At 70.6% G+C, this 24,268-nt stretch carries 18 protein-coding genes; 1 reads left to right on the top strand and 17 read right to left on the bottom strand.

Annotated elements, in window-relative coordinates; genetic code table 11:
• Nucleotides 1-7 precede the first annotated feature (7 nt).
• The 11 genes from ACIO6U_RS04970 to ACIO6U_RS04920 all read right to left on the bottom strand — a co-directional run bounded on the left by ACIO6U_RS04970 (nt 8) and on the right by ACIO6U_RS04920 (nt 15,023).
• Nucleotides 8-2,623, bottom strand: coding sequence for a tetratricopeptide repeat protein (locus tag ACIO6U_RS04970; protein ID WP_401715851.1), 2,616 nt, complete (start codon nt 2,621-2,623; stop codon nt 8-10).
• Nucleotides 2,624-2,762: 139 nt separating this feature from the next.
• Nucleotides 2,763-4,058 carry a hypothetical protein gene (locus ACIO6U_RS04965; RefSeq protein WP_401715570.1) on the bottom strand — a complete coding sequence of 432 codons (1,296 nt, stop codon included), beginning with the start codon at nt 4,056-4,058 and terminating at the stop codon, nt 2,763-2,765.
• Nucleotides 4,059-4,115: 57 nt separating this feature from the next.
• Nucleotides 4,116-5,093, bottom strand: a complete 978-nt coding sequence (locus ACIO6U_RS04960; protein ID WP_401715569.1) for a glutamate ABC transporter substrate-binding protein — start codon at nt 5,091-5,093, stop codon at nt 4,116-4,118.
• 107 nt (nt 5,094-5,200) lie between these two features.
• Nucleotides 5,201-6,607: a hypothetical protein gene (locus ACIO6U_RS04955; protein ID WP_401715567.1), complete on the bottom strand. Its 1,407-nt coding sequence runs from the start codon at nt 6,605-6,607 to the stop codon at nt 5,201-5,203.
• Nucleotides 6,608-6,808: 201 nt separating this feature from the next.
• Entirely contained in the window at nt 6,809-7,831 is a 1,023-nt protein-coding gene (locus ACIO6U_RS04950) for an N-acetylglucosamine kinase (RefSeq protein WP_401715565.1), read from the bottom strand.
• On the bottom strand, nt 7,828-9,090 hold the full coding sequence (locus tag ACIO6U_RS04945) for a 6-phospho-beta-glucosidase (RefSeq protein WP_355337165.1): 1,263 nt from the start codon (nt 9,088-9,090) through the stop codon (nt 7,828-7,830). The genes ACIO6U_RS04950 and ACIO6U_RS04945 overlap by 4 nt, the downstream gene beginning before the upstream one ends.
• Nucleotides 9,087-10,001, bottom strand: coding sequence for an ABC transporter permease subunit (locus ACIO6U_RS04940; RefSeq protein ID WP_391160398.1), 915 nt, complete (start codon nt 9,999-10,001; stop codon nt 9,087-9,089). The genes ACIO6U_RS04945 and ACIO6U_RS04940 overlap by 4 nt, the downstream gene beginning before the upstream one ends.
• 2 nt (nt 10,002-10,003) lie before the next feature.
• Nucleotides 10,004-10,954, bottom strand: a complete 951-nt coding sequence (locus ACIO6U_RS04935; RefSeq protein ID WP_401715563.1) for a carbohydrate ABC transporter permease — start codon at nt 10,952-10,954, stop codon at nt 10,004-10,006.
• Complete coding sequence (locus ACIO6U_RS04930; RefSeq protein ID WP_401715561.1) at nt 10,954-12,285, bottom strand: ABC transporter substrate-binding protein; 1,332 nt, start codon at nt 12,283-12,285, stop codon at nt 10,954-10,956. The genes ACIO6U_RS04935 and ACIO6U_RS04930 overlap by 1 nt, the downstream gene beginning before the upstream one ends.
• Nucleotides 12,286-12,549: 264 nt before the next feature.
• Nucleotides 12,550-13,785 carry an ROK family transcriptional regulator gene (locus ACIO6U_RS04925; protein ID WP_401715559.1) on the bottom strand — a complete coding sequence of 412 codons (1,236 nt, stop codon included), beginning with the start codon at nt 13,783-13,785 and terminating at the stop codon, nt 12,550-12,552.
• 170 nt (nt 13,786-13,955) lie between these two features.
• The gene (locus ACIO6U_RS04920; RefSeq protein ID WP_391046747.1) at nt 13,956-15,023 is read right to left on the bottom strand and encodes a mechanosensitive ion channel domain-containing protein; all 1,068 of its coding nucleotides are present in this window, start codon (nt 15,021-15,023) and stop codon (nt 13,956-13,958) included.
• Between the two features lie 232 nt (nt 15,024-15,255).
• Between ACIO6U_RS04920 and ACIO6U_RS04915 the strand changes: the two genes are divergently transcribed.
• A complete protein-coding gene (locus ACIO6U_RS04915; RefSeq protein WP_075016193.1) occupies nt 15,256-15,792 on the top strand; it encodes an HNH endonuclease in 537 nt (178 codons plus the stop codon).
• A gap of 192 nt (nt 15,793-15,984) precedes the next feature.
• On the opposite strand, the gene ACIO6U_RS04910 is transcribed toward ACIO6U_RS04915, so the two are convergent.
• The 6 genes from ACIO6U_RS04910 to ACIO6U_RS04885 all read right to left on the bottom strand — a co-directional run bounded on the left by ACIO6U_RS04910 (nt 15,985) and on the right by ACIO6U_RS04885 (nt 24,162).
• Entirely contained in the window at nt 15,985-16,488 is a 504-nt protein-coding gene (locus ACIO6U_RS04910) for a hypothetical protein (protein ID WP_401715556.1), read from the bottom strand.
• A gap of 11 nt (nt 16,489-16,499) precedes the next feature.
• Nucleotides 16,500-18,437 carry an alpha/beta hydrolase gene (locus ACIO6U_RS04905; RefSeq protein WP_401715554.1) on the bottom strand — a complete coding sequence of 646 codons (1,938 nt, stop codon included), beginning with the start codon at nt 18,435-18,437 and terminating at the stop codon, nt 16,500-16,502.
• Nucleotides 18,438-18,452: 15 nt separating this feature from the next.
• Nucleotides 18,453-18,743 (bottom strand): hypothetical protein, encoded by a 291-nt coding sequence (locus tag ACIO6U_RS04900; protein ID WP_401715552.1) that lies wholly within the window; start codon nt 18,741-18,743, stop codon nt 18,453-18,455.
• A gap of 27 nt (nt 18,744-18,770) precedes the next feature.
• Nucleotides 18,771-19,802 carry a hypothetical protein gene (locus tag ACIO6U_RS04895; protein ID WP_401304603.1) on the bottom strand — a complete coding sequence of 344 codons (1,032 nt, stop codon included), beginning with the start codon at nt 19,800-19,802 and terminating at the stop codon, nt 18,771-18,773.
• Nucleotides 19,803-19,822: 20 nt separating this feature from the next.
• Nucleotides 19,823-20,479 carry a hypothetical protein gene (locus ACIO6U_RS04890; RefSeq protein ID WP_401715550.1) on the bottom strand — a complete coding sequence of 219 codons (657 nt, stop codon included), beginning with the start codon at nt 20,477-20,479 and terminating at the stop codon, nt 19,823-19,825.
• Between the two features lie 179 nt (nt 20,480-20,658).
• Nucleotides 20,659-24,162 carry a beta-N-acetylglucosaminidase domain-containing protein gene (locus ACIO6U_RS04885; protein WP_401715548.1) on the bottom strand — a complete coding sequence of 1,168 codons (3,504 nt, stop codon included), beginning with the start codon at nt 24,160-24,162 and terminating at the stop codon, nt 20,659-20,661.
• Nucleotides 24,163-24,268 lie beyond the last annotated feature (106 nt).

Raw genomic sequence — 24,268 nt, 5'->3', positions numbered from 1 at the left:
ATCTCGTTTACACCCACGTCCGGGGGCGGAAGCGGTTGGCGCGTTCCACCAGTTCGATCCTCGTACTGCCCTGCTGGGCGAGCCTGGCCAGCACCCGGTACGAGCGCTCCAGGCCGAACCGCAGGTCCCGCTCGTTCAGGGCGGAGCCCAGAACGGCCTTGTGCGGTCCGGCTGTTGACGGTACGCCCGGAGCGCCCGCCGGGAGGTCCCCGACACGGCCCGCCAGCACCCAGTCCAGCGCGCTGCCCAGCACCTCGGTGGCGAGCTGCTCGCGCCGGTCGGAGTCCAGGCCCTGCCGTTGCAGCTCCTCCACCTGGAGCCCGGCCGCCTGGAGGTCGGCCAGCAGCGGCTCCTGCGGCGATCTGTCCCGCAGCCGGGCCCTGATCGCCGCCACCCGCGCGGCGGTGAAGTGGATCGACGACTCGGGCACCGACTCCAGGACGCGTACCGCGCCCTGCCGGTCGCCGGAGGCCAGCAGCACCCGGCCGAGACCGAAGGCCGCGCTCACATAGCTCTGGTCGGTCGTCCACACCAGCCGGTAGTACTCGGCCGCGTTGTCCAACTGCCCCAGCACCTCGGCGCAGATGCCCAGCGCCAGCTTCGGCGCGGGCTCACCGGGGAACGCGTCGTAGACCGCGTCGAAGCTCAGCGCCGCCGTCTCGTGGTCGCCCGTGCACAGCGCCGCCAGGCCGCGGTGCCACACCACCCGCCAGTCGATGGCGTCGTCCTCGGCGTCGGCGAGCGTCGCCATCACCTGCTGGGCGCCGTCGAGGTCGGCCATCTCCAGCCGCGCCCGCAGCTCCCGCAGCCGCTTCTCCACCGAGTCCTGCGGCGCGGAGTGCAGCGCCGCCACCAGCTCGGCCGGGGCCGCGGCCGAAAGCCCGGCCAGGAAGCCCGCGTTGGGGTCGGCGGGGTCGACATGCGGTACGGGCAGCGCCAGTACGGCCGCGCCCGCGTTCAGCCGCGACACGGTGGGGCTGGTGGCGGGCGGCGGGCCCCAGTTGGGCAGCGGGGCGCCGATCACGGTCGGGCTGTACGCGCCGGGGCCGGGTACCGCGGGCAGCCCCGCGGGCTGGGCCGGGATGCCCCCGGCGGGCAGCGCGGGCGCCGACCCGTTGCCGCCGACCCGGTCGCGGCGCCGCGACGCCTTCTCCAGCGCGCGGTCGGCGCCGAGCGTCGAGGTGTCACCGGTCACCGGCCGTACCAACTCGGTGTCCACCACGCGCAGTTCGGGGCCGAAAAGGGTGGACAGCGCGGGCCGCGGGCGGCCGGTCTCCAGGGCGACGACCTCGCGCAGCACGCCCAGGAGCTGGTCGGACATCTCCTCGGCGGAGGAGAACCGCTTGTCCGGGTCCGGGTCGGTCGCGCGGACCAGCAGCCGGTAGAAGGACTCGTAGCGGGAGAAGACCTCGATGTTGCCCGGGTCGGGCAGGCTGTCCACGAAGACGTTCGTGTAGCCCTGGAAGTCGAAGGTCAGCACCGCGAGCGTCCGCGCCACCGTGTACAGGTCGGAGGCGACCGAGGGGCCGACCTCGGCGACCTCGGGCGCCTGATAGCCGACCGTGCCGTATATCGCCGACTCGGTGTCGTCCATCCGCCGCACGGCGCCCATGTCGATGAGTTCGAGCCGGTCCTCGGTCTGGATGGCGTTGTCGACCTTGAAGTCGCAGTAGAGCAGATTGCGGCTGTGCAGGTGCCCCAGCGCGTCCAGCGCCTCGATGGCGTACGCGATGGCCTGCGCGACCGGCAGCGGCTCGCGCCTGCCGTCCGGCGTACGCCGCTCGTTGGCGATCTCCTTCATCGACTTGCCGCCGACGTACGCCATCACGATGTACCCGTCGAGGGTGCCGGTGCGCTGGTCGAGGTGCTCGACGAAGTTGTAGATCCGGACGATGTTGGGGTGCTCGATCTCGGCGAGGAAGCGCCGCTCGGAGACGGCCGCGGCCAGCGCGTCCTCGTCCCCGGTGTCGAGCAGGCCCTTGAGTACCACCCAACGGTCGGACACCGCCCGGTCCACCGCCAGGTAGATCCAGCCGAGACCGCCGTGCGCCAGGCAGCCCACCACGTCGTACTGGCCGTGCACGATGTCGCCGGGCCGCAGCTTGGGCGAGAACGAGTACGGGTGGCCGCACTTGCTGCAGTAGCCCTCGGTACGGCCGGGGCGGTCGCCGCGGCTGCGGCCGACGGGCGCGCCGCAGTCGCCCTTGCTGCAAAAGCGCTTGCGCTCGGGCACCTCGGGGTTCTCCAGCACCGCGGCGGCCGGGTCCGGCCGCGGCACCGTCGGCACGGACACCAGGCCCGCGCCGAGCTTGCCGCGGGTGGAGCCGCTGCTGGAACTGCGGCTGCTGCGCACCGACACCGAACGGCCGGTGGCGGTGCCGCTCAGCGACCGCGACAGCCGCCCGGAGACCGAACGGCGCGAGGCGCGGGAGGAGGACTTGGAGGACCGCGAGGAGGAGTGCGACGAGGTCTGCGAGGACACCGAACGGCCGGAGCGACCCGAGTCCGCGCCGCGCGCGCCGGGCACCGAGCCCGCCGCGCCCACCGGGCCCGCGCCGCCCTGCGCGGCCACCGGCAGCGGCGCGAGGCCGCAGGTGTCGCAGTACAGCTCGCCGCCGCCCATGTCCTCCAAGGTCCCGCCGCAACCGGGCCGTTGGCACTTGCTCACGGTGTTCCCCCTCAGCCTTTCCCCTGTCGCGCGTACGCCACGCGCGCCCTGTACGCAACGGTCCCGCCCGACGACGACATTCCGGCGGTCCCGGTCATACCGGCCCCCTGCTGTCCTGCGGCCCCGACGTCCGCGGCACGGTGACCTCCGCGACCGCCTGCTGATACCGCTGCACGGTGCGCTCGGCCGCGGCCAGGTCGCACGGCGCGCTCCACAGCAGACGGCGCGCCTGGTCGTACCGCTCGATCAGCAGCGGGTCCTCGGCCATCCCCAGCCGCGCCACCTTCGCGCGGTACGCGTCCAGTCTGCCGCGCAGCTCCGCCCTGACCGCCAGCGGCGCGGTCACCGCCGTCAGCGAGTCGCGGGCCCGCAGCAGCTCCTCGTCCGCGCGCTCCTCCAGGCCGTCCAGCAGCGGGGACAGCCGGTGCCACTGCGAGCCGCGCCAGAACGCCTCGGCGGACGCGAGCTGTTCGTGCAGCGCCGCCGCCGGGCCGCTGACCGCGGGCACGTCGGACGCCAGGATCTTCGACAGCACCTCGACCCGGGCGCTGCGCGCCTCGGTCAGCGTGCGGTCGGCGCGCGACAGCACGTCACGCAGCCGCAGCAGCCGGTGCTCGGCGTCGTCCCGTACGTGCAGCACCGCCTCCACCTCGCGGCGGATCTGCTCCAGTTGGCGGCCCGCCTGCTCGTACCGCTCGGTGTCGGGGCGGCCGGGCGAGGGCGCGGCCCGCCAGAAGGCGAGCGGGTCGGAGACGGTACGGGCGCGCAGCACGCCCAAGTCGTCGATCAGACCGGCCAGTTCGTCGCCCGCCGGGTGCGTGCCCGGCCGTACGCCCACCGAGTCCGCCAGCGACTGGACCCGCCGGGTCTCGGCGGCCAGCAGGTCGATCCTGGCGGGCAGCGCCGACCACACGGAGTCGGCGGCGGCCACCGTCTCCATGGCCTGGTCGTACCAGCCGTTCATCCGCGCGAGCAACTGCTCCAGGCTGAACTTCTCGGTCAGTTTCGCCGGGCCGGTCAGCGACCTGGCGGCGTCCGGGGTGGCGGCCCCGGTGACGGTCACGCCCTCGCCGCGCAGCAGCTCGGTCAGCCGGACCAGTTCGGTCTGCGTCGGCCAGCGGCGCTTGGCCCGCAGCTCACGCGCGCTGTCCAACGCCTCGGTGTACGCCTCGAAATGCGCCCACAGCAGGGTGATCGCCGCGTCGGTCTGCGCCCAGCGCTCCTTGGTGACACCGGTCAGCTCGGCGCCCTCCAGCAGACGGCGGCCCGAGTGGTCCTGGAGGGCGAGCAGCGAGGACTCGATCGCCTCGTGCTCGGTGCCGAGCCGCTCCAGGGCACGGTCGACCTCTTCCCGTCCCATGACCGGTCCGGTGGGTCCAGCGACCGCCATCACACCCTCTTTCCGCTGTCCGTGTGCGCTGTTGGTGCCCCCGACTGCGTCGCGCCGTTACTTGTAGTGGGCCTCCGGCGGGCCGGTGATCCCGGACAGGTGCTGGCCGAGCCAGCGGTGGTACTGCCGCATCCACTCGCTGTCGGCGCCGCCGCCGCTGTACGTCGCCAGCACCTGGTTGACCTGCCGGATCAGGTCGGTGTCCGCCAGGTTCATCGCCACACCGTACGGCTCGGTGGTGACCGGTTTGCCGACCAGCCGCATCGACGGGTCCTGCGCGGCCTGGCCGGCCGCGAGCGCGTTGTCGGTGAACACCGCGTCCGCGAGGCCGAGTTGCACCCGCACCAGACAGTCGAGCTGGTTCGGCACCAGCATGATCTTCGCGCCGTGCGGGTCCGCCTGGAGCTTGGTCGCACCGGTCGAACCGGACGCGGTGCAGACCTTCTTGCCGCTCAGCGAGTCGTCGAAGCCGGTGACGGGGGAGCCCTCGGGCGCCAGAAGCTGCTGGCCCGCCATGAAGTAGGCGCTGGAGAAGGCGATCTGCTTGTCCTTCTCGGTCAGCCGGGAACACGTGATGCTCATCGTGCGCACCACCATGTCGACCTTGTGGGTCAGGATCATCGGGACGCGCTGGTCGGTCGGTATCGTCAGGTACTGCACCTGCGCGTTCTCGCCGAGGATGCTCTTCGCGATGGCCTTGACGATGGCGATGTCGAAGCCGGTGATCTCACCGGAGACCGGGTCGCGGTAACCCCACAGATAGCTGTTCTGGTCGACACCGACGATCAGCCGCTTGTTCCGCCTGATCCGCTCCACCGCCGCGCCGTCCCGCGTCCCGCCGTCGGGGTCGAGGCTCGTGACCGCGCCGGTGGCCGGGTCCAGGGCCGTCGCGGAGTTCTCGCACGCGTCGTCGGCCGCGTACTGCGCGTGCGTCACCGGCGCCCGCGGGGCGGTCCTGCCCGCGTCGGCGGCGGGAGCGGTGTCCGACGGCAGCAGCAGCGCGGCGCTCAGCGCCAGCGCGCACGCCGAGGCCATCCCCGCGACTCCGCCCCAGCCGCGCAGCCTGGCCCTGGCCCGCCTGCCGCGTCCTGGCCGTATCGCTTCCACAGTCCGCCTCACCCCGGGTTCGTTCCGCACGCTCATCACCGGTACTCCGACAGGCGGCGCCCGATGCCGAACACCGCGCCCGCCGCCGCCAGCACCGCGAGCACCGCCGCGCCGTACGGCAGCAGCGACAGCGCGCCGTGGCCGTTCCTCGCGGCCTGCTGGAACTCGTGCTGCTCCTGCGCGACGGCCTTCTCCAGACTGGCGTCGACCACGTCGAAGCACTGCCCGGTGGTCTCCGTGACCGTCTTGCCCCTGCTGTCCTTGCCGCCGATCACCTCGGCGACCGCCGTGGCGTAGTCACCGTTGTTGTCACTCGCCCTGGCCACATCGTGCCTGCCGCGCCACGCCCGCACACCCTTGATCGCGGAATCGACCGGGGTGCGGCCCGCCGTGTTGTCGGCCAGCTTCAGCGCCTTCGCCAACTCACCGCCCACACCCTTGGGGTCCTTGCCCGCCAGCGTCTCCATGCCGCTCTGGAACGTCGCGTCGTACGCGCTGCCGGAACCGCGGGCCACCAGCGTCAGATTCTCGTCGCCACGGGCCTGGAGCACCGCGATCCGCGCGCTGTTGAGCACCTTCATCGACTCCGCGCCGTGCGCGTCGGAGTTGTCGAGCTGCGTACGCGCCACCGTGTGTCCCACCACCAGCCACAGCAGGACCACCGCGCAGGCGGCGGACGCGGCGAGCATGCCGTGGTTGAACACCCGGTTGGTGCGCCGGTAGTGGCGGCGCTGCGCCCACACCAGGCCGCCGAGCGCCACGATGCCCAGCGCCCACGAGGCGTAGGGCAGCGCCTTGGCGCCGGAGTAGTCGTCGTCCAGCCGCGCCGACTCCGCCTCGTACAGCTTCTTGGAGGCGTCGAGCAGCCCGCCGGGCTTGCGCATCTGCTCGTTGGCGAACCGCAGGTAGGCGCCGCCCAGCGGCAGGCCCTGCCGGTTGTTGGCCTGGGCGGTGGCCACCAGCTTGGTGTACCGCGGGAGCTGCTGGTTGAGCGAGGAGATCTGCGCGCTCGCCTCCGCGGACCCTTGCGTGTTCGCGGCGGCGTGCGTGATCAGCTCGGCCGCGGTGTCGATGTCCTTGTCGTAGCGGTCGGTGACCGAGCGCGGCTCCTGGCCGCCGACGAGGAAGCCGCCCGCCACCGTCGCGTCGGCGTCGGCGAGGCTGCGGTAGATCTCCGCCGCGTCCGCGCTCAGCGGCCCGCTGTGGTGGAGCACGCTGCCCGCGGCCGTCGTACGGTCGCTGACCTGCCAGGCCGTGACGGCGCCGAACGCCACGACCAGCAGGGCCAGTACGGCGCCGATGATCCGCAGCCGGCCCGGCTCCGTGGTGGCGGCGGCCTTGAGCTGATCCGTACGTTCCACCCAGGCCCGGCGGCGCTGCGCCGGTACCCCCGCCCGGTTCAGCCCGTTCGAACCCCCGCCCATCGTCGGCGTCTGCGTCACTCACCCTCCCCCGGGACCGACCACCGCGTCCGCGGAAGTCACGCTCTCAGCCAGCAGTATGGCCGCAGCCACCTGCATCCACCTAGCCAACCGGTGGATCTTGCCGCACGACCGCCTTGCCTGCTCCCCTAACCCCCCACACGCGTCAACGCCCTGTTCGGTTCCCGGGCGACCGGGAACCGAACAGGGCGGTGTGAGGCGTTACGCGTAGTGGGCCCGCAGTGCCGCGTGGGACCGCGGCGGGGCCGCCAGGTGGTCCAGACCCAGCAGGGCCGCGCCGAGCACCGGCGGCGCTGTCACGACGTGCGGCCGGGCCTTGGGGGCGCGGGCGGTGAGCCGTTCGGTCAGGGCGTCCATGAGATACGGATTCCTGGCCGCCATGACCCCGCCGCCCAGCACCACGTCGGCCTCCTCGTCCAGCAGGTCGAGTCTGGCCAGCGCCACCGTGGCCAGGGCCACGATCTCGTCGGCCTGCTGGTCGAGTATCGAGCGGGCGACCGCGTCCCCCGCGTCGGAGGTCGCGAACAGCACGGGCGTCAGCTCGTACTTGCGGGCCGCCGGAATCGTTTCCAGGTGCAGCGCCTCGATCAGCGCGTACATCGTGGGCAGTCCGAAGTGCGCGGGCAGTGTGGCCGCCAGCGCCGTCGGTCCGCCCCGGCCGTCCTCGGCGCGGGCGGCGTGGAACAGGGCCTCCTCGGCGAGACCCGAACCGCCGCCCCAGTCCCCGGAGATCTTGCCGATCGCCGGGAAACGGGCCGTCCTGCCGTCCGGCAGCATGCCCACGCAGTTGATGCCCGCGCCGCACACCACCGCCACCCCGCGGGGCGCGTCCACGCCCGCCCGCAGGATCGCGAAGGTGTCGTTGGCGACGCGTGTCGACCTCGCCCAGCCGCGCCCGTGCACCGCCGCTTCGAGCTGCTGCTCCTCGACCGGCAGGTCCGCGTTGGCCAGACAGGCCGAGGTGTGCTCCACCAGAGGCGTCCCCGTATCGGCGCTGTCGGAACCGTCCGCGGCACGCCGCAGGCCCGCGTCGGCCGCCGCGCGCTCCACGATGCGCGCGAGGGCGTCGACGGCTGCCCCGACCCCGACGACCGGCGGCTGGAAGCCGCCGCCGCGGGCGGCGCCGAGCACCGTTCCGTCGGCGGAGACCAGCGCCACGTCGGTCTTGCTGTTGCCCGCGTCGATGGCGAGGACGCCACCGGGGACGAGCGGTTCCCGGCTCACGCCCACGCCAAGTGCTCCCGGTTGTGCGCGACGAGACTGTCGGTGAGCGCCTCGGCGTACTCGTACTGGCCGATCAGCGGGTGCGACAGCAGCGCCTTGAACACCCGGTCCCGGCCGCCGCGCAGCGCGGCCTCGAGCGCCAGGTCCTCGTACGCCGTGACATTGGCGATCAGGCCCGCGTACAGCGGGTCGAGCGGCGCGACCGGCAGCGGCTTCGTGCCGTTCCCGTCGACCACCGCGGGCACCTCGATGACGGCGTCGTCGGCGAGGAACGGCAGCGTGCCGTTGTTGTACGTGTTCACCACCTGGACGTCGCCGGTGTTGCGCAGCAGCGAGGACGCCAGCGCCACCGCGGCCTCCGAGTAGAAGGCGCCGCCGCGCTTGGCCAGCAGCTCCGGCTTCTCGTCCAGCGCCGGGTCGCCGTACATCTCCAGCAACTGCTTCTCCATCGCGGCCACTTGGGAGGCCCGCGACGGCGTGGTCCGCAGCTCGCGCACCACCTCGTCGTGCGCGTAGTAGTAGCGCAGGTAGTACGAGGGGACGACGCCGAGCCGGTCCACGATCTCGCGCGGCAGGTGCAGGTCGGCGGCGATCGTGTCGCCGTGCTCCGCGAGCAGCTTGGGCAGCATGTCCTCGCCCTGCGGCCCGCCCAGGCGCACCCCGCGCTCCCACGTCAGGTGGTTGAGCCCGACGTGGTCCAGGTGCACCTGCTCCGGCGAGACGTCCAGCAGCCTGGCGAATTTGCGCTGGAAGCCGATCGCCACATTGCACAGCCCGACGGCCTTGTGCCCGGCCTGGAGCAGCGCCCGGGTCACGATGCCGACCGGGTTGGTGAAGTCGATGATCCACGCCTGCGGCGCGACCCTGCGCACCCGCTCGGCGATGTCGAGGACCACCGGGACCGTGCGCAGCGCCTTGGCGAGACCGCCCGCGCCGGTGGTCTCCTGGCCGACACAGCCGCATTCGAGCGGCCACGTCTCGTCCTGGTTGCGCGCGGCCTGCCCGCCGATCCTGAGCTGGAGCAGCACGGCGTCCGCGCCGGCCACCCCCGACTCCAGGTCGGCGGTGGTGGTGATGGTGCCCGGATGGCCCTGCTTGGCGAAGATCCGCCGGGCGAGCCCGCCGACCAACTCCAGGCGGTCCGCGGCCGGGTCGACCAGCACCAGTTCCTCGATCGGCAGAGTGTCGCGCAACCGCGCGAATCCGTCGATGAGTTCGGGGGTGTACGTGGACCCGCCGCCCACGACTGCCAGTTTCATCCCTTGACTCCCGTCAGGGTCACGCCTTCGATGAAGGCCTTTTGCGCGAAGAAGAAGACCACGATCACCGGGGCCATCACGAGAACGGTGGCCGCCATGGTCAGATTCCAGTTGGTGTGGTGTGCGCCCTTGAAGGACTCCAGTCCGTAGCTGAGCGTCCAGGCCCCGGGGTTGGAGCTGGCGTAGATCTGCGGCCCGAAGTAGTCGTTCCAGCAGTAGAAGAACTGGAAGAGCGCCACCGCGGCCAGGGCCGGCCTGATCATCGGGACGATGACGGTGAGCAGCGTGCGCAGCTCACCGCAGCCGTCGACCTTGGCGGCCTCGGTGTACTCCTTGGGGATCGTCAGCAGGAACTGCCGCAGCAGGAAGATGGTGAACGCGTCACCGAAGGCCATCGGGATGATCAGCGGCCACAGGCTGCCGTCCATCCCCAACTGCTTGGTCCAGAACAGGTACATCGGGATGATGACCACCTGCGGCGGCAGCATCATCGTCGAGATCACCAGGACCATGACCAGATTACGGCCGCGGAAGCGGAACTTGGCGAGCGCGTACGCCACCGGCAGGGACGACACCACGGTCAGCACGGTGCCGCCGACCGCGTACACCAGCGTGTTGCGCCACCAGGTCAGGAAGCCCGGGGTGTCCCACACCGTGCGGAAGTTGGACCACTGCCAGTGGTCGGGCCACAGGTCGCGGGTGAGCGCCTGGTTGTCGCTCATCACCGCGGTGAGGAAGACGAAGACGAAGGGCAGCACGAAGAAGGCCGCCGCCGCGATGCCGAGCGAGTGCACGGCGATCCAGTGCAGGGTCTCCTTGCGGCGCGCCTTGCGCCGGGCGCGGAGGTCGGGGCCGCGGCCCGCGGCGGGGTCGCGGACGGCGCCGCCGGGCGCGATGGTCGCTTGGGTCATGATCAGTCCTCCGCCGACAGGAAGCCGTTGCGGCGGCGCAGCAGCAGCGCCGTGAACGCCATCGAGAGCACGAACAGCACGAGGGCGATGACGCACGCCGAGCCGTAGTCGAAGCGCTGGAAGCCGCGTTCGTAGACCAGTTGCGGCAGGGTGAGGGTCGACTTGTCGGGGTAGCCGGGCTCCACCTGCTGGCCGGAGTTGCCGATCACCCCGCTCGCGACCTTCCCCGCGACCAGCGGCTGTGTGTAGTACTGCATGGTCTGGATGACACCGGTGACCACCGCGAACATCACGATCGGCGAGATGTTCGGCAGCGTCACGAACCGGAAGCGGTGCCAGGGGCCCGCGCCGTCCAGCTCCGCCGCCTCGTACTGCTCCCTGGGCACGTCGAGCAGCGCGGCCATGAAGATCACCATCAGGTCGCCGATGCCCCACACGGCCAGCATGGTCAGCGCGGGCTTGGACCAGTGCGGATCGGTGAACCAGCCCGGGGTGGGCAGACCGAAGTCGCCCAGCAGGTGGTTGACCGGTCCCGTACCGGGGTTGAGCAGGAAGACGAACGCCATCGTCGCGGCGACCGGCGGGGCCAGGTACGGCAGGTAGAACGCCGTACGGAAGAAGCCCGCGCCCGTCTTGATCTTCGTGATGAGCAGGCCGATGCCGAGTCCGAACAGCACCCGCAGCGTCACCATCACGACGACCAGCCACAGCGTGTTGCGCAGCGCGGGCCAGAAGAACGGGTAGTCCGAGAAGACGTACGACCAGTTCTTGCCGCCCACCCAGGTCGGCGCGTTGATGCCGTTGTACTTCATGAACGAGAAGTAGACGGTGGAGACCAGCGGGTACACGAAGAAGACGCTGAACCCGATGATCCAGGGGGACAGGAAGGCCAGGGTGCGCAGCGCCGACTTGCGGCGCTTGGCCTTCAGCAGGGGATGGAGGGCGGCGGTCATCACTTGGCCTGCGCGATGTCCTTGTCGACCTGCGCGTCGACACCCTGGAGACCCTGCTCAAGGTCCTTGGACTTGCCGGACTCGTAGGCGTAACCGAAGTCCTGGAGCGTGAGCTGGTACGCGCCGCCGTTGATGCTCGGCGGGGTGGTGGTGCTGTTCGGGTTCTGCGCGATGTCGATGAAGGTCCTGAAGCCGGGGTCGGCGTCGAGCTTCGGCGACTTCAGCGCGGCCAGCGTGGAGGGCACGTTGTGGATCGCGTTGGCGAAGGAGACGACCGCGTCGGTGTCGGTGGTCATGAACTTCACCAGCTCCCAGGCCGCGTTCTTCTTCGTGCTGGTGTTGGCGATGCCGATGATCGTGCCGGACAGGTAGCCCTTGCCGTACGTGCTCGCCTGGTCGTCGGGGACCGGGAAGGGCGCCACGCCGAGGTCGTTCATCCCGGCGTCCTTGGCCATGCCCAGCCGCCACTCGCCGTCCATGCCCATCGCGACCTGGCCGGTCAGCAGCGGGTTCTTCGCGCCGAATTCGTCACCGAAGGTGTTGCGGTACTTCTCCAGCTTGCCGAAGCCGCCCAGCGACTTGACCATGTCCTGCTGCCAGTCGAACATCTTCGCGAACCCGGGGTCCTTGGCCACCTGGGACTTGCCGCTCGCGTCGAAGTACTTCACACCCCACTGCGCGGCCAGGTGCGTGGTGGTGGACTCGTAGCCGTGGAAGTTCGGCATGAAGCCGAGCTGGCTGTACGAGTCGCCCTTGGACTTCGTCAGCTTGATCGCGTCGGCCTTGAACTCGCTCATGGTCTTGGGCGGCGCGCTGATCCCGGCGGCGGCGAACGCCTTCTTGTTGTAGTACAGCCCGTACGCGTCACCGAGCAGCGGCAGCGTGCAGCGGGTCCCGTTGAACTGGGTGTACTCCAGCATCGGCTTGGGGAAGGTGGCGGCCGGGTCGATCTTCGACTTCGTCAGGAACGGGCCGAGGTCGGCCATCGAGCCGGAGGAGCAGAACTGGCCGACGTTGTCGGTGGTGAAGGAGGAGACGACGTCGGGGGCCTTCGAACCGCCCGCGCGCAGCGCCTGGTTGATCTTGTCGTCGGTGATGTTGCCCTGCACCTTGACGTGGATGTTGGGGTGCGCCTTCTCGAACCGGGCGACGTTGTCGTTGATGGCCTTCAGCTCGTTGGGCGCGGTCCAGCCGTGCCAGAACGTGATGGAGACGTCCTTGCTGGCGTCGTCGTCGGCCGAGCCGGAACTCTGGCCGGTACATGCGCTCGCGAGCAGCGATATCGCGGCGGTGGCCGCTACGGCGGCGGCTGCCTTCGTCAGACGGGACACTGCGCTTCCTCCGGGGGATCTTCGGGCCTTGCGGGCCTTTCAAGTACTGCTTTCAAGGACTGGTCGAGGGTGTGCTGAGGGCCTGTTGAGGGTGTGCTGAGGGTGTGCGGGACCACCGGAGCGGCGGGGTGTGCCGGTCCGCTGGATCTGCGGGGTACGCGGGTTCTGGGCCCTGGTGGTTCTGGCTGTGGCGGGTTCTGGCTGTGGCGGTTCTGGCTCTGGCTCGGGCGGTTCGGGGTGGCGGGGTCCGTTATCGGGGCGGGGTCAGCGCGAGGTGTCGAACACCTCGTCGCGGGTGGTGGCGAGCGCGCTCTCCAGCGCCCCGCTCAGTACGGGGTGGTCCTGGACCGTGCCGAGCACCAGATGCGGCCGGGGTACGGCCAGTTCGGCGAGTTCGGCCTGGACCAGGGCGCGCAGCGGTTCGCCGCCCGCCACGGTCACATCGCCCGACAGCACGATCATCGCCGGGTCGAGCACGGCGACCAGCGAGGCCAGACCGATGGCGGTGCCGGTGGCGAACCGGGCGAGCAGTTCGCCGTACGGGCCGCTGTCGGCGCCGGTCTCCTCGCTCGCGGTGTGCCGCAGCGCGGCCTCGGCGAGCAGTTCGGCGGCGGCGTCCTGCTGGATGCCGGCCGGGACGTCGATGCCGAGTTCCCTGGCCAGCCGCAACACGGCGTTGCAGCCCGCGAGTTCCTGGAAGCCGCCGTTGTTGGCCTTGGTGACGTTGCGGACCAGCGGGGTGCCGGGCACCGGCAGGAAGCCGACCTCGCCCGCGCCGCCGGTCCAGCCGCGGTGCAGCCGGCCGCCGATGACGATGGCGGCGCCGATGCCCTCCTCGTTCCACAGCAGCACGAAGTCGTCGTGCTCGCGGGCGGCGCCGATCCGCTGTTCGGCGACGGCGGCGAGATTGACGTCGTTGTCGTACTCCAGCGGCATCGGCAGCGCGGCGGCCAGCTCGTCCAGCAGCGCGGGCGCGTGCCAGCCGGGCAGGTGGCTGGCGTAGCGCAGCCGTCCGGTGCTGGGGTCGAAGGCGCCGGGCGTGCCTATGACGATCCGGTGCAGGTCGGAGCGGTTCAGCCCGGCGGCCTTGGCCGCGCCGTCCACGGCCTGCACGACCTGCTCCACCGCGTTGCCCGCGGTGCGGCGGCGCGGGGTGAGCAGCTTGAAGGTGCCGACGGTACGGCCGGTGATGTCGGCGACCGCGGCCCTGATCCGCTCGGAGTTGACATCGAGTCCCGCCACGTACGCGGCGGCCGGATTGACCGAGTAGAGCTGGGCGTTGGGGCCGGGGCGGCCCGCCGTGGTGCCGGTGGCCTGGACCAGCCCCGCCGCCTCCAGGCGCGCCAGCAGCTGCGACGCGGTGGGCTTGGACAGTCCGGTCAGCTTGCCGATCCGGGTACGGGAGAGCGTGCCGTGCTCCAGCAGGAGGTCGAGTGCGGCGCGGTCGTTCATGGCGCGCAGTACGCGCGGCGTTCCAGGGGTGCCAGCCATGCGCGCCATCCTCCCTCAGTTCACTGTTAGGAAAGTTTCCTATTGGCAAAACGAAAGGTAGGCCCGCCATTGGCGGAGCGTCAAGGGGGGTCGACGGCAGGACGGCCAAGTCGTTATGAACGAAGCCCCCGGCGCCATCAGGGTGCCAGGGGCCTCGGCAAAGCGACAGGTGCCGCGGGTCAGCGCTCGCCGGAGGCGGGCGGCGGCACGGGCGCCGCGGGGCGCGCGTCCTCCACGGCGGTCTGCCGCCGCATCTCGGCCACCTCCGACGCGCCCTCGGGCACCGTCGCCTCGGTGACCTCCACCGTCGGCGTACCGCCGGAGATCACGATGCCCGCCTCGTCGAACGCCCGCTTGATCCGCCAGCGCAGCTCACGGGCGACATCGGTGGCCCGCCCCGGCATCGTCTTGGCGTGCGTCTGGATCACCACGAAGTCCGTGCCGACCGACTCCAGGCCGAGGACCCGTACGGGCTCCCAGAGCATCTCGTCCCAGGGGTCCTCCTTGCCCATGTCCTCGCCGGTGGCCGCGATCACCTGGCGCGCCCGCTCCAGGTCCTCGCCCGCGCCGACCTGCACGTCCACCACAGCCGTCGCCCAGCCCTGGCTGAGGTTGCCGATCCGCTTGACCTCGCCGTTGCGCACGTACCAGATCTCGCCGTTGTCACCGCGCAGCTTGGTGACCCGCAGCCCCACCTCTATGACGGTGCCGCTGGCCACCCCCGCGTCGATCACGTCGCCGACGCCGTACTGGTCCTCCAGGATCATGAAGACGCCGGACAGGAAGTCCGTCACCAGATTGCGCGCGCCGAAGCCGATCGCGACCCCGGCGACCCCGGCGCTGGCCAGCAGCGGCGCCAGATTGATCTTGAGCACCGACAGCACGGTCAGCGCGGCCGTGCCCAGGATCAGGAAGGACGCCACACTGCGCAGCACCGAGCCGATCGCCTCGCTGCGCTGCTTGCGCCGCTCCGCGTTGACCAGCAGGCCGCCCAGCGCGGTGGAGGCCGCGGCCTCCGCGCCCCGGTTCATCCGGTCGATGAGTCTGCTGATCGTCCGCCGCACCACCGAGCGCAGCACGATCGCGATGGCGACGATCAACAAAATGCGCAGCCCCGCGCTCAGCCAGCTCGCCCAGTTCTCCTGTATCCAGCCGCCGGCCCGGTAGACCGACGAATCACGGTCTCCGGCGGCGAGCGGGAACAGGCGGGACGGTACGGCGGCGGCGGTGGACGTCGCGGTGGGCACTGCGGAACCTCCGGTGGGAAACAAGCCTCCACACTAACGGGACGACCGATGCCGTCTCGTTGCCGTGCGGGAGGAGGGGCAGGCCACGATCGTGGGGATGAACACAGGTGTGCTGCAAAACACCCTCGGTCCGTTACCCGGGCATGGTGGCGCCATGGGCCGCCTTCCGGAGAGACTTAGGCCAGATCGTCCCGGCGCGAGCCACGCGCCGCCGGCGTTAAAGGAGGCATCCGTGCCGCATGTCCTGGTCCTGAACGCGTCGTACGAGCCGCTCGGCGTCGTACCGCTCCGCCGTGCGCTTGTCCTCGTGCTCAACAACAAGGCCGTCTGCCTCGAGGAATCCGGCGCCTATCTGCACAGTGAGACACAGGCGCTGCCCGCGCCCAGTGTCGTGAAGCTCACCAAATTCGTGCGAGTCCCCTTTCGGGGCACCGTGCCGCTGACCCGTAGGGCGCTGTTCGCCCGCGACGGCGGCAAGTGCGCGTATTGCGGAGCCGCCGCCACCAGCGTCGACCACGTCATTCCGCGCAGCCGGGGCGGCCAGCACGCCTGGGAGAACGTGGTGGCCGCGTGCAGACGCTGCAATCACGTGAAGGCCGACCGCCATGTGGCGGAACTCGGCTGGCGGCTGCGTCATCAACCCGCCCCGCCGTCCGGGCTCGCCTGGCGGATCATCGGGACCGGACATAGGGACCCGCGCTGGTTGCCATACCTGCAACCGTTCGGCGCGGACGACGCCCTGGCCCGGATCGACGGCATATCAGCCTGAGATCCGGGCTCAGCTATTTCCGGTATTCCCGGGAGGACGCTCCCGATCCGCGCGGATGCGGGTGCGGGAGCGTCCTCCGGGGAACGGCGCGTTACCACTGATGGCGTAAACTTCAGTGAGATGACGTGTGCATGTGCCCGCATATATATGCGGGCCTCCCGCCCTCGATGTCTGCGGACGGCGAGCAGCCTGCTACGACGAGCTGCCGGTCTTCGGGGGGTCGTGGGTGGTGAAGACGCAGTCCGAGTCGACACTGATGAACATGGACTTTTTGTCATCGTCCACTCCTACGGCCACCCCCCACGTGGAATGCGCTTCACTGGCGCTGACCCGGTCCGTCTGCGGTGGGCCGGGAAGGTAGCCCTCCTTCGCGAAATGGGCTTTGGCGGCGGCCAGGGCAGCCTCCGGGTCCTGTACGAGGACATCCAGTTTCAGGATGTAGGTGTATTCGAAGCGGTGATTACCCGGTGTTTCGGTTGAGCACTGCTTCCAGCCCTGGTGCTCGACCGACGTGTCGGCGGAGCCGATGACCGGGGTGAGGGCGTCGAGGGCCTGTTGGGTGAGCGTGTGTGCCTTCTTCTCGACCGAGTCGGGCGAGACGTTGCCGTTGTTCATCGCACCTCCGCACCCAGTTGCCGCCAGCACCATGAGGGTGCCGACCGCAGCGCTTTTCGCCATTCGCTCGCTTTTGCTCATGCTTCCCACCGCTAGAAGAAGTCGGTCACGGTTTTGATGGCGTTCTTGCCGCTGTCCTTCAGGTCGCTGCCGAGGTCCTTGGCATCGGTGCCCGCGCCGTGGAGGTCGCCGGTCAGGAGGTCACCGCCGATGTTGACCACGTTGTTCTCGGCTTGCCCGAATTCGTGCAGGGCGTCGCCGGCGTCCTCCATCGGCTTGCCCCAGTAGCCTCCCACGTGGTGGCCGAGGTTCTGGAGGGCCGCTCCGCCGAACTCCGGAGCAGCGATGACAGGTACCGGCAGGTCCGCGAGGTTCGGGAGGACGCCGACCTTGTGCTCGGTCGGCATTGCCGTGACCCTGTCGGGCTGGCCGGTCACAATACGCGTCATGTTGTCCAGGGACGGACCTGGGTCCCAGTATTCGCTGTGCGCGTGCCCGACGCGGGTGCCGTCACCGGCGTCGAAGGTCCGGCCGCCGAACGCCGTGGATGTCGGGTCGTTGCCGTATCTGACACTGTGGTCGTCGGTCCATTTCAACGGATTCAGCGGTGCCGAGATCTCGGGTACGGGGTCGAACTTCGCCTTGCTCGCCCACACGTGGCTGGGATCGAGGCCCAACTGCGATGCACTGTCCACGGTGACGCCCGGCGATCCGACGAAGATCACGTCGTCGGCCTTCATTCCGGCGTGCGCGAAGGCGTCACCGACGAGCGTGGAACCGTAACTGTGCCCGATCACCGTGAGATGGCCCGCGCCACGGTGGTTCGCCCCGAGGGAATTGACGAACGCGGCCAGTTTCGGGGCACCCGCGTCGGCGAAGCTCTGCGACGCCGGACCGGGAACGTCCCAGCCGGGTGCGTCGTAGCCGAGCCAGTAGACCGACGCGGTCGAGTGGGGATTCTGGCTGTTCGCCGACGCGTACAGCGTCTGCGCCCGGTTCAGATCTCCGTTGGCCTTGTCCAGGGAAGAACCCGTTCCGGGCACGTAGACGGCGGTGTTGGACGAAGTGTCAGGGTTGCCGAACGATACAGCCACGTGACCGTTGCCCACGTCGTCGAAGCCCAACAGGAAGACGTCGTCCTGGAAGTCGTATCTATGCTTATTGGTCAGCCGATCCCACAGATCTTTCAGCCGCTGCGGGCAGCCCGGCTTCCGCACCTCTGCCTGAAGCCTCAGCCGGTTCAGCCTGTCGGCCGCGTCGGCAGGCAGGCCCTGGGTCGAGTAGACGTCGGCGGCTGGGGCGTTGGCGTATTCGCGGGCCGCTACGGCCTGCTCGTCCGGGGTGAGGCTGTTCCACCAAATCGCCCGCAGCGCGGGATCGACGGGGACCGGGCCACCCTTACGTGTCGCCTCCTGCTGGACGAGCATGGACTCCTGCGCGGCGTCGATGTCCTGCCCGTACCAGCCCGTGTTCCCTGTCGGCAAGGGCAGCAGATTTTCCACCGTCCGAGCAAGGGCGCGAGCAGCATCGAGATATCGCTCGTGCAACTGCTCCGCCTGATGATGAACTCCGGATATCTCTTCCTGTAGTTGCTCAGGCGGTATCGATGGCGTCGGGGTCTGTCCGGGCGGAGCGGGGCTGGCCTGTAGCATCGGCACAGGGATGTTCTGCGGGCCGATGATTTGGCACCGGCGCTTTTCGTCGAGCCCTGCGGCCCGAAGCTCCAGCGCGGCGGCCTCCCGCTGAAACTCGGTGAGTTGGCCCGCCCACCCCGTCAGCAGTGCCGCATTGTCCTCGTACGAGGCCCGGAGTTTCCCGATCATGACGCGCTGAGCCGAAAGTTTGGACCGAAAGGCGTCCGCTGCCTTGCCCCGCCACCGGGCTTGCGCACCCTCAGCGCTGTCCAGCTTCATGGCTATCTTGATCATGAGGAATGCTGCGTCTTGCCATTCGCCCGCGAGCGTGGTGACGCCTTCGGGGTCGCCAGGAGTCGGGTCGAACCCAAGTGTCGGATAACGAGAGAGCCCCACGGTTGTCTCCCTCCTTCACCGCGTCTGCGGCGCGTTGTCCGACAGTTGGTGGTCGGTGCGTTGGAGGGTGGGTCCGACCCGCTCGACGTCATCGATCCTGTCGTTGAGGTTCTTGCCAAGATCGGTGACGTCGTCGTATCGCGTACGGGTGTAGATCGTCTGCTCATCCAGCAGCGGCGGCGCTCCCACCGGATCCAGATTCATGTGGTGCAAGGATTGCTGGAGTGCTGTCAGTTCGAGAAGCGCTGTCCCAAGAGCGGCGCTCAGCGACTGCATGTCCGCTTCGTTGACGGTGAGATCCGTCATGGTGATTCCCCCCGAGTGCCGATGCGTTCAGCGGTTCACAACTACCGTTTGGTATTCGCGTACGAAAGCGTCCTGCGGAGTTCCGAAAGTTCCGTCCGGCAGAGCTACGGGCGTGGGCTGGCCGGTGCCGGTCCAGCTGATCTTCCACGTGACCGTGGCCTTGAGCGGGTAGGGGCCTTGGTTCTGGGTGGAGCGATGGTAGGTGACCCCGCACGGCGGATTGTTGCTGTCTGCTCCCTTGGCGTACGGGGTTCCGACGTTGCCGTGGGCGTCGATGGGGCAGTCCCCCGAGGCCGGAATGAGGGTGGCGTCATCGGTGCCGGGATCGATGTGCAGACCGATGGGGGTAGCCGTCGTCGTCGCCTCGATGCCGAGGACCGAGACGTAGGCCCGTACGGACACCGGGTGGAATGTCGTGTGGTCCATCCACACCCATGTGGCCACGTTCACGATGAGGGTGCCGTCCGGGTTGAGGTTCGCTTTGCCTTGCGGGATGAGGATCTGGGCATAGGCGAGCTGTGCGAGGATCTCCGGCGTGACGGCGTTCTTGACCGGCGGTGGAGGGGCACCCGTGTCGACCCAGAACGGCGGTTTGGTGCAATCGTCGGCGGCGGGATCGGTGAGTTGGTTCTCGTCGAAGAATGTGCCCCACCAGTAGCCCGTGCCCTGTTTGGCCAGGTTGAAATTGGTGTACGGGTGCCCGTTGACGTACCGGTCCCTGACCCACTGAGCGTCTTCCATGCCGGTGTGGTTCGGGCTGCGGTCATACCCCAGGAAGTCCCGAGCTGCGCCTTCGGAGTCGTACTTGGGGGCGTACCAGCACGCGGGTGGTGTCCAGTTGGAGACAGGGGTGACGGCGCCTGTTTTGGGACCAGTGCCGTTCTTGGAGAGGTCGAACTGGACGCCGGCGAGGGCTGAGATCTTTCCGCCGTCAGCGGTCCCCTCGGACTTGGGGTGAGCAGGTGGCTTGGCTCGCCCCTTGGTACCAGGCCCGCCGATCCCGGCATGGGCAATACCGGGCGTGACCGTCAGCAGCGTCACGGCTGCGGCCAGAGCCATAAGGGCCCTGGTAGGGGAGCTTACGGCTGGCATTCACTCGCCCCCCGTTTCGGCGTCACGCTGTTGAGAATCCACACGCCCTGACCGCTCTTGAGCAACCGCTCGTTGTAGAGCACGTAGTCATCCGCTGAGGCGCTGTCCTGGCTGACCTTGCCCGTCTTGGTTGACTTGACGAACGCCTTGGTCTCGTCGGAGCAGTAAATAACCACCGCGGATCCGTCACTCCGCAAAGTAACCTTGCGGTCGAAGTACCGGACAGTGCCGACCCAGGTGTCGCCCTTGTCCAGCCAACCCTGGACGAAGTCGATGGCGTCCCGCAGCGCCGTGCCGGAGTTGTAGAACTCCATGGCCGGTGTACGGGCCTTGCCCTCCAGGATGGCTGCGTATGCCGAGTCGACCGCATGCGATTCGTCAGCGAGAACCGCGTCCTTCTCCGGGTCTCCCGTGTGCTGGTCCGCGTACACCGTTTTGGAACCCGGCGGAAAGCTGATCACCGGGCGCTGGACGGTAGCCGTCGCACTCGCCGAAGGCGACGCGCTCGCGCTCGTCGTGGCCCTGGCCGGCGGTGTCGAGGCGATCTTGTCCGACCCCTTGTCCCCGTCGCTTCCGCCGCATGCGGTGAGCAGGATAAGTGCGGTGGTGGTCAGCGCGGCAGCCGGCACCGAACTTCGTGTCACGGACGAGTCCCCCTGTGTGGCAACGGCGTCGTCGTGAGGCGTGACGCCACTAGCGATGTGTTAGTGGCTCCTCACACTATGCGTTGCTCGTGAGGTGTCGGAAGCGGGTTTGCCCAACCGCGACACAAGCCACACAGGGTGTCCTCAGGCGTCCGCCGAAGCGCCTATGTGCCCGCCATTCAGTCCGCCACCGCGTACGCCTCGACGCCGAACAGCGAGTAGCCGAATTTGGTCGCCCGGCGCTCGCCCTGCACCCGCACGTACCGGGTGCCGTCCTGCGCGTCGAGCCACACCGTCTCGGTTCCGCCGTCGCCGTCGGTCACCGTGGCCGCCGTGTGCCAGGTCACTCCATCGGCGGAGGTCCGCACCTGATATCCGGCCGCGTACGCGTCCTGCCAGTGCAGGACGACCCTGCCGACCCGGGCCGGGGCCGCCAGCTCGACCTGCACCCAGGCGTGGTCGTCCACCGGCGAGGACCAGCGGGTCTCCGGATCGCCGTCGGCCACCGCGGAGGCCGGGAAGTCCGGGGTCTCGTCACCCGAGGACGTCGCCACGCCGCCGCGCAGCAGATCGGGCCCCGCGGTCCGCACCCGCGCCCGTACGGTGATCCGCCGCTCCACGGTGCGGCCCGCCACGGTGATCCGCACCGGCAGGCTGTACGTGCCGGGCGCCGTACCCGCGGGCACCGACACGCTCAGCGGCACCGCTCCCGCGGCGCCCCGCCGCAGCGGGACCGACGCGGGCGCGGTCGCCGTCGCCCCGCCCTTCGGCGCGGCCACCGAGACCGCCGCCTTCTCGTCGCGCGGCAGCCCCGAGGCCACCGACGCCGTCACCGGGACGGCGGAGCCGCCGATCTCGGCGTCCACCTCCGGCTGGTCGAACGTGACCCGCGGCGCCCCGGCGAACCACGGCACCACCTCGTGCACCCCGGCGCCGTCCGACAGCCGTACCGCGTCGGCGACGACCCCCGCGGGCAGCTCCGTCCAGTCCCCGGTCAGGCTGCCGATCCGCTGCCAGCCGCCGCCCGGGGTGTGCACCTCCACGGCCGCGGGCGCCTTGGTCACCCGGCCGGTGGCCGTGCGGGTGGGCGGGCCCGTGTCCCGTACGGCGATCGGATGCGGGCCGAAGGGGGAACCCGCCATCGGCCCCGGCGCCGGATCGGCCGCGGCGGCGGGGGCGCCCGACCCCGTACGCGCACCGGACGCGGCGATCGTCACGCTGTCCAGCAGCCGCGCGCCGCCGAAGTCCACCGTCAGCGCGCCCGCGTCGGAATCCGCGGCGGTCGAGGTGGAGAGGTCGCCGTCCACCACGGCCGACGCGTCGTCGGGACCGCTGGCCGTCGGGGCCACCTCGCCGCTCACCGACACGGTGAACTCCCGCACCGTCACCGCCCCCGACTGCCCGTCGCTCGCGCGCAGCCGCACCTGGCGGGCGCGGGTGCCTGCGGGGAGCGTCGCCGAGATCACCGCCTGGTCGTGGTACTCGCCGACCCGGTGCCAGCCGGTGCCGTCGTCCGCGGACAGTTCGAGGACCGCGTCGTGCAGGAAGTCGTCGGAGCCGCTGCCGTCGCCCATCGCGATCCGCACCGAGCCGACCTGCTTGGCCGTCCCGAGATCGACCCCGAAGGAGTCGTCGGGCTGCGGGGGAGCGTTGCTCGACCACGCCGTGGAATTCTTGCCGTCCACCATCGCCGACGGGTCGGTGCCGCGCCCCGAGGCGAGCGTGGCCGTCGCGGTCCTGCCGTCCGCCCGCAGCCCCGACCAGGCGTCGCCGTCGTCGACCGCCCGCGACAGGAAGCCGTCGAGCACGTCCTCGCCGACCTTCGCCGTGCCCTGCGTCAGCGCCGCCCGGCCGCGGTCCAGCGACTGCCGGGCCTTCCAGGCCGCCGCGCCGTCGCCCGCCGCCTGCGCCACCAGCATGTCGACCGCGTGCCCGCCCGCCGTCCCGTACGCCGACAGCCGGTCCAGCCACGGCCGCACCTCGGCGCCGAAGGTGCCGTCGGCAAGCCCGCGCAGGGCGTGCGGCGCGCCGCTCATCACGGTGAAGGCCGACCGCAGCCGGGCCGCCGCCGCCGTCAGCCGGGCCCGGTCGCCGGAGTCCAGCGCGGCCCAGAACTCCTTGGTCAGCGGGCGCAGATACGCCGACTCGTCGCCGCCGAGCGCGGACGACGCCTCGTTCCCCGCCAGCGCGCGCAGCGCCGCGCGGGCCGCCTGATCCGGCCCCGCCAGGTCGTCGATCGCCGCCTGCCAGGAGGCCGCCGGGTCGTAACCGCGCGGATTCCAGGCGAAGTCCGCCGCCGTGAACAGCGGGATACGGGACGCGGCGGGCTGCTGCATCGCGCTCGCCAGCACCCCCGCCGAGACCGTCGCCACCGCGGGCTGACGGCCGGTGTAAGGGCCGAGGAAGAGCCTGCCCGGCGCGAAGTCGTTCACCGGGTAGTTGTCCACCGTCACCAGCGGGTGCTTCAACGCGGCTGCCGCGTCCGCCACTTGGGTGCCGGTGATCCGCGCGGGCAGCACCCCGACACCGGTCCAGGCGACCGTCACGTCCGGGCTCAGCGCCTTCGCCAGCGCCGTGCGGTACGGGGTCGTGCCGTCCTGGTAGTACTCCGTGGGCAGCAGCGACAGATCGGCGCTGCCGTAGCGCCGCGCCAGATACGCGGCCACCACGTTGGCGACCTTCGCCTGGGCGCGCGCCGCCGCGTCGGGCCCCGAGCCGAACTCCCGCGCGTCCGCGCCGCAGTGCCACTCGCTGTAGCTCACGTCCTGGAACTGCAATTGGAACGCCCGCACGCCCAGCGCCCACATCGCGTCCAGCTTCCGCTCCAGCGCCCGCTGGTCGGACTTCGACGAGAAGCACATCGCCTGTCCGGGGGCCACCGCCCACGCCAGCGTCACATGGTCCCGCGTCGCCCGCTCCGCCAGCGCCCTGAAGTCCGCGCGCCGACCCGCCGGATAGGGGTCGCGCCACTGCGCCTGCCGGTACGGGTCGTCGCCCGGCGCGTACAGATAGCGGTTCTGCTTGGTCCTGGCCAGGAAGTCCAGTTGCGACAGCCGCTGGTACTGCGTCCACGGCACGCCGTAGTACCCCTCGGTCACCCCGCGCACCGCCGCCGTCGGCCAGTCGCGTACGACCACGCCCGCGAAGCCGCGCTCGCCGCCGCTGTCGCCGGTGACGAGCTGACGCAGCGTCTGCGCCGCGTGGAACAGGCCGTCCTCGCCCGCTCCGGCCAGCGCCACCGTGCCGCCGTCCACCGCGAGCCGGTAGCCGCCGGACGCCAAGTCGTCCTGCTCGGGGGCCTTGAGCGCGGTCAGCCGGGGCTGCGCCGCGTCGCCCGCGTAGACGGTCAGCCCGGACCCCGGCGTGTCCGACCTGCGGATCTCCTGGGCGCCCGCGCCGCGCAGCGCGTCCTCGATCACATCGAGCGCGTACGGGTCGGCGTCCGTGCCCGCGACCAGCGTCACCGTCCTCGTCACGCGCGCGAACTGCCCCTGCGCGCGCAGACTCTGCGGGCGCGGCCACACCGCCGGGGGCCGCGGGGAGGCCGCGGTGTCCGTCCTGGTCCCGGCGGGCGGTGTGCTCGGCGGCGCGGGAGCGGCGGTCGCGGCGGGCGACTGGGCCAGCCAGCCGCCGATGAACGTGGCCGCGATGGCTGCGGCGGAACTCCTCCGGAGGGCCTGCACGGTTCCTCCTTGCGGAGTGCTGCACCGACGACGGACGACGAGCCCATCACTCCTCGCGGTGCGGTGTCAATGTGGCTGGAGTTTCCTCCGCTTTGCCGCCGGATTC

Source organism: Streptomyces sp. NPDC087422 (assembly GCF_044744145.1).
Lineage (GTDB): Bacteria > Actinomycetota > Actinomycetes > Streptomycetales > Streptomycetaceae > Actinacidiphila.
The sequence above is the reverse complement of the archived record's forward strand: the minus strand, read 5'-3'. Positions and strand labels throughout refer to the sequence as shown.